This is a genomic window from Citricoccus sp., from assembly GCF_035445025.1.
Lineage (GTDB): Bacteria > Actinomycetota > Actinomycetes > Actinomycetales > Micrococcaceae > Citricoccus.
Genome location: NZ_DAOMPX010000023.1, coordinates 1 through 14929 on the forward strand (window position 1 = coordinate 1; position 14929 = coordinate 14929).

13 protein-coding genes are annotated in these 14929 nt (G+C 71.5%); 11 read left to right on the plus strand and 2 right to left on the minus strand.

Features of this window, described 5'->3' with window-relative positions; genetic code table 11:
* Positions 1-151 precede the first annotated feature (151 nt).
* On the plus strand, positions 152-1180 hold the full coding sequence (gene adhP, locus PLJ28_RS09050; protein ID WP_183529631.1) for an alcohol dehydrogenase AdhP: 1029 nt from the start codon (positions 152-154) through the stop codon (positions 1178-1180).
* A gap of 42 nt (positions 1181-1222) precedes the next feature.
* Here the strand turns inward: adhP and PLJ28_RS09055 are convergent, their stop codons facing one another.
* A complete protein-coding gene (locus tag PLJ28_RS09055; RefSeq protein ID WP_183529628.1) occupies positions 1223-2167 on the minus strand; it encodes an alpha/beta fold hydrolase in 945 nt (314 codons plus the stop codon).
* 11 nt (positions 2168-2178) lie between these two features.
* Entirely contained in the window at positions 2179-2715 is a 537-nt protein-coding gene (locus PLJ28_RS09060) for an SRPBCC family protein (protein ID WP_183529626.1), read from the minus strand.
* Between the two features lie 154 nt (positions 2716-2869).
* Between PLJ28_RS09060 and PLJ28_RS09065 the strand changes: the two genes are divergently transcribed.
* From PLJ28_RS09065 to PLJ28_RS09110, 10 genes are all read left to right on the plus strand, one after another.
* Entirely contained in the window at positions 2870-4453 is a 1584-nt protein-coding gene (locus PLJ28_RS09065) for a SulP family inorganic anion transporter (RefSeq protein WP_183529624.1), read from the plus strand.
* 143 nt (positions 4454-4596) lie between these two features.
* On the plus strand, positions 4597-5193 hold the full coding sequence (locus PLJ28_RS09070) for a DedA family protein (RefSeq protein ID WP_183529623.1): 597 nt from the start codon (positions 4597-4599) through the stop codon (positions 5191-5193).
* Between the two features lie 138 nt (positions 5194-5331).
* Positions 5332-6924: a fumarylacetoacetate hydrolase family protein gene (locus PLJ28_RS09075; RefSeq protein WP_183529622.1), complete on the plus strand. Its 1593-nt coding sequence runs from the start codon at positions 5332-5334 to the stop codon at positions 6922-6924.
* Complete coding sequence (locus tag PLJ28_RS09080) at positions 6921-7634, plus strand: GntR family transcriptional regulator (RefSeq protein WP_298044544.1); 714 nt, start codon at positions 6921-6923, stop codon at positions 7632-7634. The genes PLJ28_RS09075 and PLJ28_RS09080 overlap by 4 nt, the downstream gene beginning before the upstream one ends.
* 43 nt (positions 7635-7677) lie before the next feature.
* On the plus strand, positions 7678-9225 hold the full coding sequence (gene hpaE, locus PLJ28_RS09085) for a 5-carboxymethyl-2-hydroxymuconate semialdehyde dehydrogenase (RefSeq protein ID WP_183529621.1): 1548 nt from the start codon (positions 7678-7680) through the stop codon (positions 9223-9225).
* A gap of 59 nt (positions 9226-9284) precedes the next feature.
* The gene (gene hpaD / locus PLJ28_RS09090; protein ID WP_183529620.1) at positions 9285-10451 is read left to right on the plus strand and encodes a 3,4-dihydroxyphenylacetate 2,3-dioxygenase; all 1167 of its coding nucleotides are present in this window, start codon (positions 9285-9287) and stop codon (positions 10449-10451) included.
* A 155-nt stretch (positions 10452-10606) separates the two neighbouring features.
* On the plus strand, positions 10607-12061 hold the full coding sequence (locus PLJ28_RS09095) for an MFS transporter (protein WP_221243821.1): 1455 nt from the start codon (positions 10607-10609) through the stop codon (positions 12059-12061).
* Between the two features lie 101 nt (positions 12062-12162).
* The gene (locus PLJ28_RS09100; protein WP_183529619.1) at positions 12163-13014 is read left to right on the plus strand and encodes a LuxR C-terminal-related transcriptional regulator; all 852 of its coding nucleotides are present in this window, start codon (positions 12163-12165) and stop codon (positions 13012-13014) included.
* A gap of 147 nt (positions 13015-13161) precedes the next feature.
* A complete protein-coding gene (locus PLJ28_RS09105; RefSeq protein WP_183529618.1) occupies positions 13162-13947 on the plus strand; it encodes a 2-keto-4-pentenoate hydratase in 786 nt (261 codons plus the stop codon).
* Positions 13932-14801, plus strand: a complete 870-nt coding sequence (locus PLJ28_RS09110) for an HpcH/HpaI aldolase family protein (RefSeq protein ID WP_183529617.1) — start codon at positions 13932-13934, stop codon at positions 14799-14801. The genes PLJ28_RS09105 and PLJ28_RS09110 overlap by 16 nt, the downstream gene beginning before the upstream one ends.
* Positions 14802-14929 lie beyond the last annotated feature (128 nt).

Genomic DNA, 14929 nt, shown 5'->3' on the forward strand with positions numbered 1-14929 from the left:
AGAACCACCTGATGATGCTGGACCACTACCAGCAGACCAAGAACCTGCTGGTGTCGTACGCCGAGGGCAAGCAGGGCTTCTTCTAGACCCGGCCCGGCCCCCGACCCCCCTCAGAGGAACACCCCGCTTTTCCCGCATCTAGGAGGATGCCATGAACATGATGAAGGCCGCCGTCGTCGAGTCGTTCGGCAAGGACCTCACCGTCAAGGACCTGCCCATCCCGGAACCCGGGCCCGGCCAGGCGCTGGTGAAGCTGATCTCCACCGGCGTGTGCCACACCGACCTGCATGCCCGGGACGGTGACTGGCCCGTGCAGCCCACCCCGCCCTTCGTCCCGGGGCACGAGGGCGTCGGCATCGTCGAGAAGGTCGGCGAGGGGGTGACCGACGTGTCCGTGGGACAGATGGTCGGCAACGCCTGGCTGTCGAGTGCGTGCGGCAGTTGTGAGTACTGCCGGACCGGCTGGGAGACCCTGTGCGAGAGCCAGACCAACGGCGGCTACTCCGTCGACGGCTCCTTCGGGGAGTACATGCTGGTGGACGCGAGGTTCGCGGCGATCATCCCTGAGGGTGCGGATCCGTACGAGGTCGGTCCCGTACTGTGCGCCGGGGTGACCGTCTACAAGGGCCTGAAGCAGACCGAGGTCCGTCCCGGCCAGTGGGTGGTCATCTCCGGCATCGGCGGGCTGGGGCACATCGCCGTCCAGTACGCCGTGGCCATGGGGATGCGCGTGGTCGCCGTGGACGTCGCCGACGACAAGCTGGCGCTGGCCCAGGAGCACGGTGCGGAGGTCCTGGTCAACGCCAACGTGGCCGAACCGGCCGAGGAGATCCTGAAGAGGACCGGAGGGGCCCACGGCGTGCTCGTGACCGCGGTCCACCCGAAGGCCTTCGGCCAGGCGATCGCCATGGCCCGCCGCGGCGGCACGATCGTGTTCAACGGGCTGCCGCCGGGAGACTTCCCGGCGCCGATCTTCGACATCGTCCTGAAGGGCCTGACGATCCGCGGCTCGATCGTCGGGACCCGCCAGGACATGGTCGAGGCGCTGGACTTCTACGCGCGCGGGCTGATCCACCCCACCTACACGCGGCGTCCGCTGTCCGAGGTGAACGCGGTGCTGGACGAGATGCACCACGGCAAGATCGCCGGCCGCGTCGTCATCGACTACACGGAGGACTGAGCCGTCCCGTTGACCCGCACCTGACCCGGACGGGCCCCGGCGCTATCGCCGGGGCCCGTCCCGGTGCGGGCCGTCAGGACTGGCGGCGGGGCTCCGCCTCAGGCGGGGCCGGTCCGTGAGTCGATCGACGCGTGGGCCGGGGACGCCCTGCGCCACCCAGGGGTCCACGAGCCCGCGGAACGCCTCGGGTTGCTCCACCCAGGGATAGTGGCCGCAGTCCCCGATCATCTCCAGCCGGGCACCCAGGACGCGGGCGCCGGCACGGACCGGGGCATCGCCGACGAGGATGTCCTCCGTGCCGCCGATGACGAGCGTGGGAGGCAGGTCAGCCTGCCGGACGCGGTCCGCGGCGTCCTCCGGGATGTCCCGGGACCAGGCACCGGAGGCCGCGAGCGAGGTCGACCCGAGGGGTGAATGCTCCTGCTCCCGCAGGGTCCACCGCGCGTAGCCGGCGGGGCGCTGGACCGGTGAGTCCGCCTGGAACCGCGCCTCGTCCCGCGGGGCGGGTCCGGCCAGCGAGGCCATCGCCCGGCCGATCACCGGTTCCGTGCGCCGGGCCGCGATCGCGGCGCCGTCGTGCTCGGTGTCGGTGAGCCAGGTCAGCGACGGGGTGACGAGCAGGAGGGAACGCACGCGGCCCGGGTACCGGGTGGCCGCGGCCAGCGCGAGCTGCGCCCCCGCGGAGTGGGCGATCAGGTCGGCCCGGTCCAGGCCCAGGGCGTCGAGCGCGGACACCACGTCGGCCGCGTCCGTCCACCAGCCCCGGGACAGGCTTCCGGTGGCCGGCGTCCCGCGCGGGTGCAGGACGGCCAGCGTCCGGGTCCCGGCCAGGCCGGCCAGGTCCTCGAGGTACTCCGGCGAGCGGCACGGCCCGCCCGGCAGGACGAGGACCGGTGGGCCGGAACCGGCGCCCAGGACCTGGACGGCGAGGGGAGTGCCGTCGTCGGCGACGGCGGAGATCAGGGAACCGGTCTGCGTGGACTCCACGGCCGGCGTCCCTACAGGTACAGGCCGGCCAGCCGGGTCAGCGAGGACCGGATGCCGTTCGCGTTGTCCGCCGGCCGCCGGCTCAGTTCGTAGGCCCTGGCCACGAGCGGCCTCGTCCAGGAGTAGTCGAAGGTCTCGGTGACCAGGGTGGTGCCGTCGCCCCGGTCCTCGAACTGCCAGCGCCAGCGGTGACCGCCCGGGTGCTGCCACTCCACCACGCGGTCCTGGTCCGACGCGGTGGTCACCAGCCTCATCGTGTAGGGCAGGCCGAACTTGCGCATCGCCATCGTGAACTCGTCACCCACCGCCAGCCGGGTCGGCCCGGTCCTGGTGTACTGCACCGACTCCGAGCCGTCCACCTCGTGGTGCCGGTGGGGATTGGCCAGCAGGGCCCACAGCTCGGTGGCGGGGGCGTTCACGGTGATCCGGTAGCTGACCTGACGGGGACCGGTGCCCACCCGTTCCGGCCAGGCGGCCTGGGGCGCGGACACCGGAAGGCCGGTCTCCGGGTTGGTCCGTCCTGATGCACTCTCGGGCTGATCGCTCATGGCCCCAGTCTAGGGACGGCCGAGCTGTCGTCACCCGCGGTGTTCGCACGCCGCCCTCACCCGCCGACGGCGCGCGCACGCCGCCGGTGACGGGACCACCCCGGCTAGGGTGGGGCCGTCACCTCCACCGCCGCACCGTCCCCGAGGCACCGCCATGTCATCCAAGAAGCCCACGTCCCCCGGACAGCCCGCCGCACCGAACCATCCGGAGGTCCGGCAGAACCTGGCGCTGGGGCCCTCCGGGGCCCGCCCGGGGGACCGGATGTCGGTGTGGGCCACGCTGCGGCGGCCGGGATGGCTGAAGACCGAGGTGCTCGCCGGGCTGGTGGTCGCGCTCGCCCTCATCCCGGAGGCCATCGCGTTCTCGCTCATCGCCGGCGTCGACCCGACGGTAGGGCTGTACGCCACCGCCGTCATGGCCATCTCCATCGCCTTCCTCGGCGGGCGCCCGGCGATGATCTCCGCCGCCACGGCGGCCACGGCCCTCGTGATCGCCCCGGTGGTGGCCAGCCACGGTGTCCAGTACCTGCTGGCCACGGCCGTCCTGGCCGGGGTCATCCAGGTCCTGCTGGGCCTGCTCGGCGTCGCGCGGCTGATGCGGTTCATCCCGCGCAGCGTGATGACCGGTTTCGTGAACGCCCTGGCCATCCTCGTCTTCATCTCCCAGCTGCCGGACCTGATCGGGGTGCCGTGGGTCGTCTACGTGCTGGTGGCGATCGGGCTGGCCCTCATCTTCGTCCTGCCCCGGCTCACCACCGCCGTCCCGGCCCCGCTGGTCTCGATCGTCGTCGTGACCGTGCTGGTGATCGCCACGCAGCTGGCGGTGCCGACCGTTGGGGACAAGGGCGAACTCCCGGACGCCCTGCCCTCCCTGGTCATCCCGGACGTCCCCCTCACCCTGGAGACGCTCGAGGTGATCGCCCCCTACGCGCTGGCCATGGCCGTCGTGGGGCTGCTCGAGTCGCTCATGACCGCCAAGCTGGTGGACGACATCACGGACACCCGCTCGGACAAGACCCGCGAGGCCCTGGGGCAGGGCGGGGCCAACGTCCTCGCCGGGCTCTTCGGGGGCATGGGCGGCTGCGCGGTGATCGGGCAGACGATGATGAACGTCAAGGTCGCCGGGGCGCGGACGCGGTTGTCCACCCTCACGGCCGGCGTGATGGTCCTGGTGCTGTCGGTGCTGCTGGAGGAGGCCGTGGCGGTGGTGCCCATGGCCGCGCTCGTGGCCGTGATGGTCTTCGTGGCCTGGTCGGCCTTCGACTGGCACTCGATCCGGCCCTCCACCCTGCGGGCCATGCCGAAGTCCGAGACCACGGTCATGCTCGTCACCGTGGTCTCGACCGTGGCCACGGGGAACCTGGCCGTCGGGGTGGGCCTGGGGGTACTGGCGGCCATGGTGCTCTTCGCCCGCCGGGTGGCCCACGTGGTCACCGTGCACCGGGCGGTCCAGGACGGTCCCGACGGCGGCGCGACCGCCACCTACACGGTCGACGGGGCCTTGTTCTGGGCCTCCTCGAACGACCTCTACACCCAGTTCGAGTATCTCGAGGACCCGGAGCGGGTCGTGATCGACCTGTCCCGCTCCCACATCTGGGACGCCTCCACCGTGGCCAGCCTGGACGCGATCACGGACAAGTACGCGCGGTACGGCAAGGCCGTGGAGGTCAACGGGCTGAACCGGGCGAGCGCGGCCATGCGCGAACGCCTGCGCGGTCGGCTGGCCGCCGGGGACTGACCCGCCGGCCAGATTCCTTCCCTCCGGGTCTTGGTCCGCACCGGTGGCCGGCGGCATGCTGGTGGTGACCGGGTGGCCCGGGCCACCCGGTCGGGACCGGCGTGCCGTCAGGCACCCGAGCGACGACGGAGGCCGGTGGACCGATGGACGCGGTGCGGGAGGTGCTCGGAGCTGCGGACTCCGCCTGGGTCTATCCGCTCGGGATGATGCTGGTCGCCGTCTCGGCGCTGTTCCCGCCCGTCCCGAGCACCTCCGTCTTCGTCGCGCTCGGGGCGCTGTCGGCCACGGAGAACGTGCCCAACGGCTTCCTGCTGGTGGTGTCCATGCTGGCCGGCGCCCTGATCGGGGACGCGGCGACCTACGGGCTGGTGCGGCAACGGGACGTGGCGAACTGGCGCATGCTCCGCGGGGACCGGGCACGGAAGGCGCTGGACGCCTCCCGGAACCGCCTCGACCACGGCGCGGTCTCCTGGGTGCTGACCTCGCGCTTCATCCCCCTGGGCCGGCTGACCATGAACGTGGCCTGCGCCATCACCCCCATCCCCTGGGGTGCCTTCATGCTCTACTCGCTGGGGGCGGGCATCCTCTGGTCCGCCTACTCCGTGGGCATCGGCGCGCTGTCCGGACTGCTGCCCGGGCTCTCCACGGAATTCACCGTCCTCGTGGCGATCGTGCTCTCGCTGCTCCTGGGCCGCGCGATCGGCGCCGCGGCGGCCTGGTACCTCCAGCCGGAGGCCTGACCGCCCGGCAGGACCCACCGGTCCGGGCCCCGGCCCGGCCCGAGGGTTGCACTCCGCGCAAAATCGTATACGATCTGTGGTGAGCGACGCAGATCACACGACGCAGACCACCCCCTGACCGCGGAGGCGCAACACACCATGGCAGACAACGCAGAGGGCACGGCGGTGCCGACCACCGGCCCCGTGGACTTCACCACCCGTGGGCACCGCCCGGGCAAGGTCATCGCACTGCACCTGAACTACCCCTCGCGCATCGCCCAGCGCGGGCGCTCGCCGCAGTTCCCCGGTTACTTCCTCAAGGCCGGCACCTCCATCGCCACCACGGGTGCCGAGATCGAACGCCCCGCCGGCACCGAGCTGCTGGCCTACGAGGGCGAGATCGCCCTGGTCATCGGCGAGGACTGCCGCCGGGTCTCCCCGGAGGAGGGCTGGTCCAAGGTCTCCGGGATCACCGCCGCGAACGACTGGGGACTGTACGACCTGCGCCACGCGGACAAGGGCTCCAACATCAAGAACAAGTCCGGAGACGGCTACACCCCGTTGGGCCCGGAGGTCATCCCCGCCGCCGCCGTCGATCCGGCCGGGCTGCGCGTGCGCACGTGGGTCAACGGCGAGCTGGTGCAGGACGACACCACCGCCGACCTGGTCTTCCCCTTCGGCCAGCTGGTGGCGGACCTGTCCCAGCTGATGACCCTGGAGGCCGGGGACGTCATCCTGACCGGCACCCCGGCCGGTTCCTCGGTCGCCCAGCCGGGTGACGTCGTCGAGGTGGAGGTGGACGCCCCCGGTGCGCCCGGTGCGCCCTCCACCGGACGGCTCGTCTCCCGCGTGGTGGCCGGGGAACACCCGATGGCGCCCTACGGACACGGACCGAAGGTCGACGACACCCAGCGGGAGGAGGCCTGGGGCTCCCGCGAGGCCGCCGGCCTGCCACCGGTCCCGGCGGCGGAGGGCGCCACCGGGGCCGGATCGGAGGGCTTCCACTACGTGCCCTCCGCGCCCACGGCGGACCGCTCACTGCTCACCGAGGAGCTGAAGGCCACGATCAACGCCACCGCGGTGGCCACCATCACCGCCCAGTTGCGCAAGCGCGGCATCGACAACGCCACGATCGACGGCGTGCGCCCCATGCACCCCGGGCAGCGCATCCTGGGCTACGCCAAGACCCTGCGCTACGTCCCCAACCGCGAGGACCTGTTCAAGGCCTTCGGCGGCGGCTTCAACGCCCAGAAGCGGGCCATGGACACCGTGGAGCAGGACGACGTCGTCGTCATGGAGGCCCGCGGGGAGACCGGCACCGGCACCCTCGGGGACGTGCTGGCCCTGCGCGCCAAGGTGCGCGGCGCCAACGCCGTGATCACCGACGGCGGCGTGCGGGACAGCGCGGCCGTCGCCGAGGTGGACATCCCGGTCTACTCCAGTGGCGTCCACCCGGCCGTGCTCGGCCGCCGGCACGTGCCCTGGGAGGTGGGCGGCACCATCGCCTGCGGCGGCACCACCGTGCAGTCCGGGGACATCATCGTCGGCGACGACGACGGCGTGGTGGTCATCCCGCCGGCACTTCTGCATGAGGTCGTCGAGGACGCCTACGCGCAGGAGCTGCAGGACGCCTGGGTGTTCGACCGCGTGGCCGAGGGCCACCCGGTGGACGGGCTGTTCCCGCCGAACGCCGAGTGGAAGCAGCGCTACGCCGAGTACCGGGCCGCGCAGGACGCGGAGCGGTCCCGGTGAGCACCCTCCGGGGCGCCGCGCCGGCGGGGGCGCCGGACACCGTGCCCCCCGCGGAGAGCCACTCCAAGGCGGACCGGGCCTACCAGGCGCTGATCGAGGGCATCCAGCAGGGCCGCTTCGCCCCGGGCAGCCGGCTCGTGCTGGCCCAACTGGCCGAGGAGCTCGGGATGTCCGTGGTGCCGGTGCGGGAGGCGATCCGCCGTCTCCAGCACGACGACCTCGTCTCCTACGAGCGCAACGTGGGCGCGACCGTCGTCGGCGTCGACCCCGAGGAGTACAGGTACACCATGGAGACGCTGGCGCTGGTGGAGGGCTTCTCCACGGCCCAGTGCGCCCCGCTGGTCACCGCCGGGGAACTGGAGCGGGCCCGGGACATCAACGCCCGGATGCGCGCCCTGCTGGACGACTTCGACCCGGTCGAGTTCACCGCCCTGAACAAGGAGTTCCACTCCACCCTGTTCGAGCACCACCAGAACCCGCACATCCTCGACCTCGTGCACCGCGGCTGGAACCGCCTGACCGCGTTGCGCTCCTCGACCTTCGCCCACGTGCCCGGCAGGGCACCCCAGTCCGTGGCCGAGCACGACCAGCTGCTCGACCTCATCGCCGCCGGTGCCCCGTTCCAGGACATCGAGACGGCCGCCCGGCAACACCGCGCCAACACCCTGGCGGCGTACATGGACACCATGGCGTCCGCCGGCCAGCACTGAACCCACCCCAGCCGTCCACCTGTCCGACCGAGAGGACCCCACGATGACGACCCAGGCCATCCCGAACACCGACTTCGCCCCGGCGAACCTGCCGGAGAAGATCCAGCACTACATCAACGGCAAGCACGTCGACTCGATCGACGGCGACACCTTCGAGGTGCTCAACCCCGTCACCAACCAGCCCTACCTGAAGGCCGCCTCGGGCAAGGTCGCGGACGTGGACGCCGCCGTCGCCGCCGCCAAGGAGGCCTTCGAGAACGGCCCGTGGCCCACGATGCTGCCGCGCGAGCGCTCCCGCATCCTCCACAAGGTCGCGGACATCGTGGAGTCCCGCGGCCAGGACCTGGCCGAGATGGAGTGCTTCGACACCGGCCTGCCGATCAAGCAGGCCCTGGGCCAGGCCCGGCGCGCGGCCGAGAACTTCCGGTTCTTCGCGGACCTGATCGTCGCCCAGCACGACGACGCCTTCAAGGTCCCGGGCCGCCAGGCCAACTACGTCAACCGCAAGCCGATCGGCGTGGCCGGGCTCATCACCCCGTGGAACACCCCGTTCATGCTCGAGTCCTGGAAGCTGGGCCCGGCCCTGGCCACCGGCAACACCGTGGTGCTCAAGCCCGCCGAGTTCACCCCGCTGTCCGCCTCCCTGTGGCCGGGCATCTTCGAGGAGGCCGGGGTCCCGGCCGGCGTGTTCAACATCGTCCACGGCTACGGCGAGGAGGGCTTCGCCGGTGACTCCCTGGTCAAGCACCCGGACGTGCCGCTGATCTCCTTCACCGGCGAGTCCCGCACCGGGCAGATCATCTTCGGCAACGCCGCCCCCCACCTCAAGGCGCTCTCCATGGAGCTCGGCGGCAAGTCCCCGGCCGTCGTCTTCGCGGACGCGGACCTGGACGCCGCCATCGACGCGACCATCTTCGGCGTCTTCTCCCTCAACGGTGAGCGCTGCACCGCCGGCTCCCGCATCCTGGTCGAGCGGAGCATCTACGACGAGTTCGTCGAGCGCTACTCCGCCCAGGCCCGGCGCGTGAAGGTCGGCCTGCCGCACGACGAGTACACCGAGGTGGGCGCCCTGGTGCACCCGGAGCACTTCGAGAAGGTCATGTCCTACGTGGAGATCGGCAAGTCCGAGGCCCGGCTGACGGCCGGTGGCGGGCGTCCGGAGGCGTTCCCCGAAGGCAACTTCATCCAGCCCACGGTGTTCGCGGACGTGGCCCCGGACGCCCGGATCTTCCAGGAGGAGATCTTCGGCCCGGTCGTGGCCATCACCCCGTTCGACACGGACGAGGAGGCCCTGGCCCTGGCCAACAACACCAGGTACGGGCTGGCCGCCTACATCTGGACCAACGACCTCAAGCGCGCCCACAACTTCGCCCAGGACGTGGAGGCCGGGATGGTGTGGCTGAACTCCAACAACGTGCGTGACCTGCGCACCCCCTTCGGCGGCGTCAAGGCCTCCGGTCTGGGCCATGAGGGCGGTTACCGGTCCATCGACTTCTACACGGACCAGCAGGCCGTGCACATCAACCTCGGTGAGGTCCACAACCCCGTCTTCGGCCGCCAGGAAGAGGCCGCCGAGGACCTCCAGGCCTGACCGCCCCCACCCCCCTCCCGCATTCCTTCCAGCATTCCCTTCCACAGCAAGGACCAGTCATGACCCACCTCGACGACCGGACGATGACGTCCTCGGGCTTCTACGTCTCCCAGGAGGCCCCCATCCACTCCGACAACCCGATCCCCACCCCGAAGGCCCCGGCGCCGGACATCCTGCGCTGCGCCTACATGGAGCTGGTGGTCACCGACCTGGCCAGGTCCCGTGAGTTCTACGTGGACGTGCTCGGGTTGACCGTGACCGAGGAGGACGAGGAGACCATCTACCTGCGCTCCCTCGAGGAGTTCATCCACCACAACCTGGTGCTGCGCAAGGGCCCGGTGGCCGCCGTCGCCGCCTTCTCCTACCGGGTGCGCAGCCCCGAGGAGCTGGACAAGGCCGTGGCCTTCTACGAGGAGCTCGGCTGCCGCGTGGAGCGCCGCCCGGAGGGCTTCACCAAGGGCATCGGCGACTCGGTGCGCGTGGAGGACCCGCTGGGCTTCCCGTACGAGTTCTTCTACGACGTCGAGCACGTCGAGCGCCTGGCCTGGCGCTACGACCTCTACACCCCGGGGGCGCTGGTGCGCCTGGACCACTTCAACCAGGTCACCCCGGACGTGCCGCGCGCCACGAAGTTCATGCAGGACCTGGGCTTCCGCGTCACCGAGGACATCCAGGACGAGGCCGGCACCGTGTACGCGGCCTGGATGCGGCGCAAGCCCACCGTCCATGACACCGCCATGACCGGCGGCGACGGCCCGCGCATGCACCACGTGGCGTTCTCAACCCATGAGAAGCACAACATCCTGGCGATCTGCGACAAGATGGGCGCCCTGCGCATCTCCGACCGGATCGAGCGCGGCCCCGGCCGCCACGGCGTCTCCAACGCCTTCTACCTCTACATCCTGGACCCGGACGGCCACCGGATCGAGATCTACACCCAGGACTACTACACCGGCGACCCGGACAACCCGGTCGTCACCTGGGACGTGCACGACAACCAGCGCCGCGACTTCTGGGGCAACCCGGTCGTGCCGTCCTGGTACACCAACGCCTCCCTCGTGCTCGACCTGGACGGGAACCCGAAGGAGGTCGTGGCCCGCACCGACGACTCCGAGATGGACGTGACCATCGGCGCGGACGGGTTCTCCTACACCCGCGAGGGTGACGAGTCCGGCACCTGGAAGGGCGAGGCCGCCAAGGGCTTCAAGCTCGGCAACCAGCTCTGACCCGTCGTCTCCCGACGCCGGCCGGCACCTCACGCGGTGGGGGACCGGCCGGCGTCGTGGCCTGGGCCCGTTACCTCCTTCGGGAGGTAACGGGCGGTCCTTTCGGCTCATAGTGTGGCGCGCATCACATTGATCGTCCGCACTGAGGAGAGGCCATGACCCTGATGAGCCATGACCGGCAGCAGCCGTTGACCGAGGCCGCCGCGCCGGCCAAGAAGCCGCCGATGGGCCGTGTAGCCGTCGCCACCACGGTGGGCACCACCATCGAGTACTACGACTTCTTCATCTACGGCACCGCGGCGGCGCTGGTGTTCCCCACCCTCTTCTTCGGCACCCTGGGCGAGGCCGGCGGCCTGGTGGCCTCCTTCGCCACCTTCGCGGTCGCCTTCTTCGCGCGGCCCGTGGGCGCGGTCATCTTCGGGCACTTCGGGGACCGGATCGGCCGCAAGAAGGCCCTCGTGGCCACCCTGCTGATCATGGGCGTGGCCACCGTGCTGATCGGCCTGCTGCCGACGCCGGCGAGCCTCGGGGCCTTCGCGGTCGTCGCCCCCATCCTGCTGGTGACCCTGCGCTTCCTGCAGGGGTTCGCCGTGGGCGGCGAGTGGGCCGGTGCCGCGCTGATGGCCGCCGAGTACGCCCCGCCGAAGCTGCGCGGCTACTTCGCCTCCCTGCCGATGCTCGGCCCGGCGATCGCGTTCGGCCTGGCCAGTGGCACCTTCCTCGTCACCAACATCACCCTCGGGGACTCCTCCGGGGCGTTCATGGAGATCGGCTGGCGCGTGCCGTTCGTCCTCAGCGCCGCCCTGGTGATCGTCGGCCTGTGGATCCGCCTGAGCATCGAGGAGACCCCGGTGTTCCTGGCGGCCAAGGCCAAGGCCGTTGCGGAGGCCAGGGCCCGGGCGGAGGACGTGCGGACCGGCGGCCCGGACGCGGCGCCCGCGTCCCCCCGCACCCTGCCGATCTGGGAGTCCGTGCGCCGGCAGTGGAAGGAGATGCTGTTGGGCGGGCTGGCCTTCAGCTCCCTGTTCGCCTTCTTCTACATCGGGACCTCGTTCCTCACCAGCTACGGCACGACCGTGCTGCAGCTGGAGCGCAACGAGGTGCTGACCACCGGCGTCATCACCTCCGTGTTCTTCGCGATCGCCACCGTGGGCTCGGGAATCCTCTCCGACCGCATCGGACGCCGGGGCACCCTGCTGCTGGCGGGCGTGGCCGGCCTGGTCTGGTCCTTCGTGATGTTCCCGATACTGAACACGGGGATGACCGAGGAGGGGGGCAGCTTCCTGTTCTTCACCCTCGGCGTGATCGGAACGCTCGTCGTGGCCGGGCTGAGCTTCGGCGCCGCCGGGTCCTTCCTGCCCGAGCTGTTCCAGACCGAGTACCGCTACACCGGTGCCGGGCTGGCCTACAGCCTGGCGGGGATCTTCGGCGGGGCCCTGCCGCCGCTGGCCGCGGCCACCCTGATGGCGACCTTCGGGGGTGGGGCCGTGGGCCTGATGCTCTCCGGCATCGCGGTGATCAGCGTGGTGGTCCTGGCCATGCTGCGCGAGACCAAGGGGTCCGACCTCGGCGCCCAGGAGGCGACCGCGGAGCCGGTGAACGCCGCCTGATCCGCGTCAGCCCCAGGAAGCCACGGCCCGGCAGCGCGGGCCGTGGCTTCCTTGTTTTGCTAAAGTGTTGTGGATCACACACGAGGGGAGAGCCGCCTGTGTTGAGCCCGTCCGTCGAACTGCTGCGCCCTGATGACCGGGAGCTCATCCGGGCGTGGCTGCGCAGGATGCGCCAGGAGACGCTCACGGACGTGTGCTTCGGCGGGATCGTGCACGACGGCCGCCTGGAGATCTCCGAGCTGCGGGGCGCCAGGACCAGGGTCCTGGCCGGGCAGCAGGTGCCCGTGGGCCAGGGGCTGGGTGGCGAGGCGATGGCCCGGGACCGGCCGCTGACCGTCGAGGACTACGTCACCGCCCCGTCCATCACGCACCAGTTCGACGAGGTGGTCAGCGCCGAGGGGCTCTCGTCCATGGCGGCCATCCCCGTGGTGGTGGGCCAGCGGCCGCGCGCCGTGCTGTACGCCGCCACGCGGCAGGCGGGCACCGTGGGGGACCGGGTGATCCACGGCATGGTGTCCACCGGCCGCGCGATCGCCCAGGAACTGCGCGTGCGGGACGAGGTCGACCGCAGGGTGTCCATGATCGGGCTGGCGGACAGCGCCGGGGCCGGTGACGCCCGGGACCTCGAGGAGGCCGTGCGCACCGCGCACTCCGAGCTCATCGCGATCGCCCACTCCAGCCACGATCCCACCCTGGTCGCCGCCGTGCGCGCGGTGGCGGAGCGCCTCGAGCGCCGGGGGACGGTGCCCGCCGAGGTGCCCGCGCTGACCCGCCGGGAGATGGACGTGATGTCCCAGGTGGCCCTCGGCTGCAGCTACGCCGAGATCGGGGAGCGGCTCTCCCTCAGCCCGGTGACCGTCAAGAGCTACATGCGCTCGGTGATGATGAAGCTGCACTGCAACAACCGGGTGGAGGCGGTCGCCACCGCGCGCCGGTTGCGCATCCTGCCCTGAGCCTGCCGGCGCCACCCCGGCCTCGTCCCGGCCTGGTCCCGGAAGGGGCCGCGACCTGTGACGCAGATCGCGCCGTTATCGTATACGATCGAGGCACAACGCCCACCCCGTGGCGGCACGCCACGGGCCCCCCTGGGAGGAGCCAGCTTGCTCGACCATGAGACCCATGTGAAGATCGCCGACGAACTGCACCGGGCCGGCATCGACCGCCAGCCCGTCCCGCTGCTCACCGCGCGCTACCCCGAGATGCAGATCGAGGACTCGTACGCCGTCCAGCGCATCTGGGCCGAGCGGCAGGCCGAGGCCGGCCGCACCAAGGTGGGCCACAAGATCGGCCTGACCTCCAAGGCCATGCAGGAGGCCACCGGCATCGACGAGCCGGACTACGGGGTCATCTTCGATGACCAGGTGGTCGAGTCCGGCCACGTGTACGAGTGGGCGAGGTACACCCACCCGCGCATCGAGATGGAGCTGGCCTTCGTGCTCAAGGACGAGCTGCGCGGCCCCGGGCTGAACCTGATGGACGTGCTGCGCGCCACCGAGTACGTGGTGCCCGCCCTGGAGGTGCTGGACTCCCGCATCGAGATGAAGGGCCGCACCATCACGGACACCATCTCGGACAACGCCGCCCTGGGTTCCATGGTGCTCGGCGGGCGCCCGGTCGGCGTGGGGGACGTGGACCTGCGCTGGGTCGCCGGCATCCTGTCCCGCAACGAGGAGATCATCGAGACCGGCGTGGCCGCCGGGGTGCTGAACCACCCGGCCAACGGGGTGCACTGGCTGGCCAACCGGATCGCCGGGCACGGGGACGTGCTCGAGGCCGGGGAGATCATCCTGGCCGGGTCCTTCACCCGGCCCATGTGGGTCTACGCCGGGGACACCGTGTACGCAGACTACGGACCGCTGGGAACGGTGACATGCCGATTCGCGTGACCACTGAACCGAGCCTGAGGGACCTGTTCACCGCCGAGGCTGTCCGGGACCGCGGCGGGCGCCCCGTGGCCGGGATGTTCCTGTCCTCGGGGGATGCCACCGCCGCCGAGATCTGCGCGGGCGCCGGGCTGGACTACCTCCTCATCGACGCCGAGCACGCCCCGCTGTCCCTGGAGTCCATCCAGTCCCAGCTGCGGGTGATCGCCGGCACGGGCACGCTCGCGCTGGTGCGGGTCCCCGCCCTGGACGAGGTGGTCATCAAGCAGGTCCTGGACCTGGGCGCCCAGAACGTGCTGGTGCCCATGGTCCACACGGTCCAGGACGCGCAGGCGGCCGTGCGGGCCATGCACTACCCGCCGCGCGGGGTGCGCGGGGTCGGTTCGGCCCTGGCCCGGTCCGGCCGGTGGAACCGGACCACCGGATACCTCCAGGACGCCGGGGCGCAGGTGACCCTCCTCGTCCAGGTCGAGTCGGCCACCGCCGTGGAGAACGCGGCGGAGATCGCCGCCGTGGACGGCGTCGACGGGGTCTTCATCGGCCCCTCCGACCTGTCCGCCACCATGGGACTGATCGGGCAGCAGGCGCATCCCGACGTCGTGGCGGCCGTCAAGACGGTCATCGCGGAGGTGAAGGCCGCGGGGAAGATCGTGGGCGTCAACGCCTTCGTCGAGGCCCACGCCCGGGACTACGTGGAGGCCGGGGCCGACTTCGTGAACGTCGGCGCCGACGTCGCGCTCCTGGCCCGCGGCTCCGAGGCCCTCGCGGACACGTGGTGCCCGGACCCGGGCCAGGAGTCCGGTCCGGGCGGCGCTGCGGCCGGGCCGAGGGCCTCGACGCCGCGCGGATCCTACTGACAGGCCCTCATCGGCTCGCCCGGCCCGACCGGTACCCCGGGCGGGCCGGTGGCCGTGCGCCGGGCCCGGTGGGCCGTCCGGCGGGCCCGGTGGGCCGTCCGGCTGGGCTCCCCTCACCCGTGCCGGGC

Bases quoted from the DNA above. Each gene is read 5' to 3' on its own strand.
- adhP (WP_183529631.1), top strand. From the start codon at position 152: ATGAACATGATGAAGGCCGCCGTCGTCGAGTCGTTCGGCAAGGACCTC.
- PLJ28_RS09060 (WP_183529626.1), bottom strand. From the start codon at position 2,715: ATGAGCGATCAGCCCGAGAGTGCATCAGGACGGACCAACCCGGAGACC.
- PLJ28_RS09065 (WP_183529624.1), top strand. From the start codon at position 2,870: ATGTCATCCAAGAAGCCCACGTCCCCCGGACAGCCCGCCGCACCGAAC.
- PLJ28_RS09070 (WP_183529623.1), top strand. From the start codon at position 4,597: ATGGACGCGGTGCGGGAGGTGCTCGGAGCTGCGGACTCCGCCTGGGTC.
- PLJ28_RS09075 (WP_183529622.1), top strand. From the start codon at position 5,332: ATGGCAGACAACGCAGAGGGCACGGCGGTGCCGACCACCGGCCCCGTG.
- hpaE (WP_183529621.1), top strand. From the start codon at position 7,678: ATGACGACCCAGGCCATCCCGAACACCGACTTCGCCCCGGCGAACCTG.
- hpaD (WP_183529620.1), top strand. From the start codon at position 9,285: ATGACCCACCTCGACGACCGGACGATGACGTCCTCGGGCTTCTACGTC.
- PLJ28_RS09095 (WP_221243821.1), top strand. From the start codon at position 10,607: ATGACCCTGATGAGCCATGACCGGCAGCAGCCGTTGACCGAGGCCGCC.
- PLJ28_RS09110 (WP_183529617.1), top strand. From the start codon at position 13,932: ATGCCGATTCGCGTGACCACTGAACCGAGCCTGAGGGACCTGTTCACC.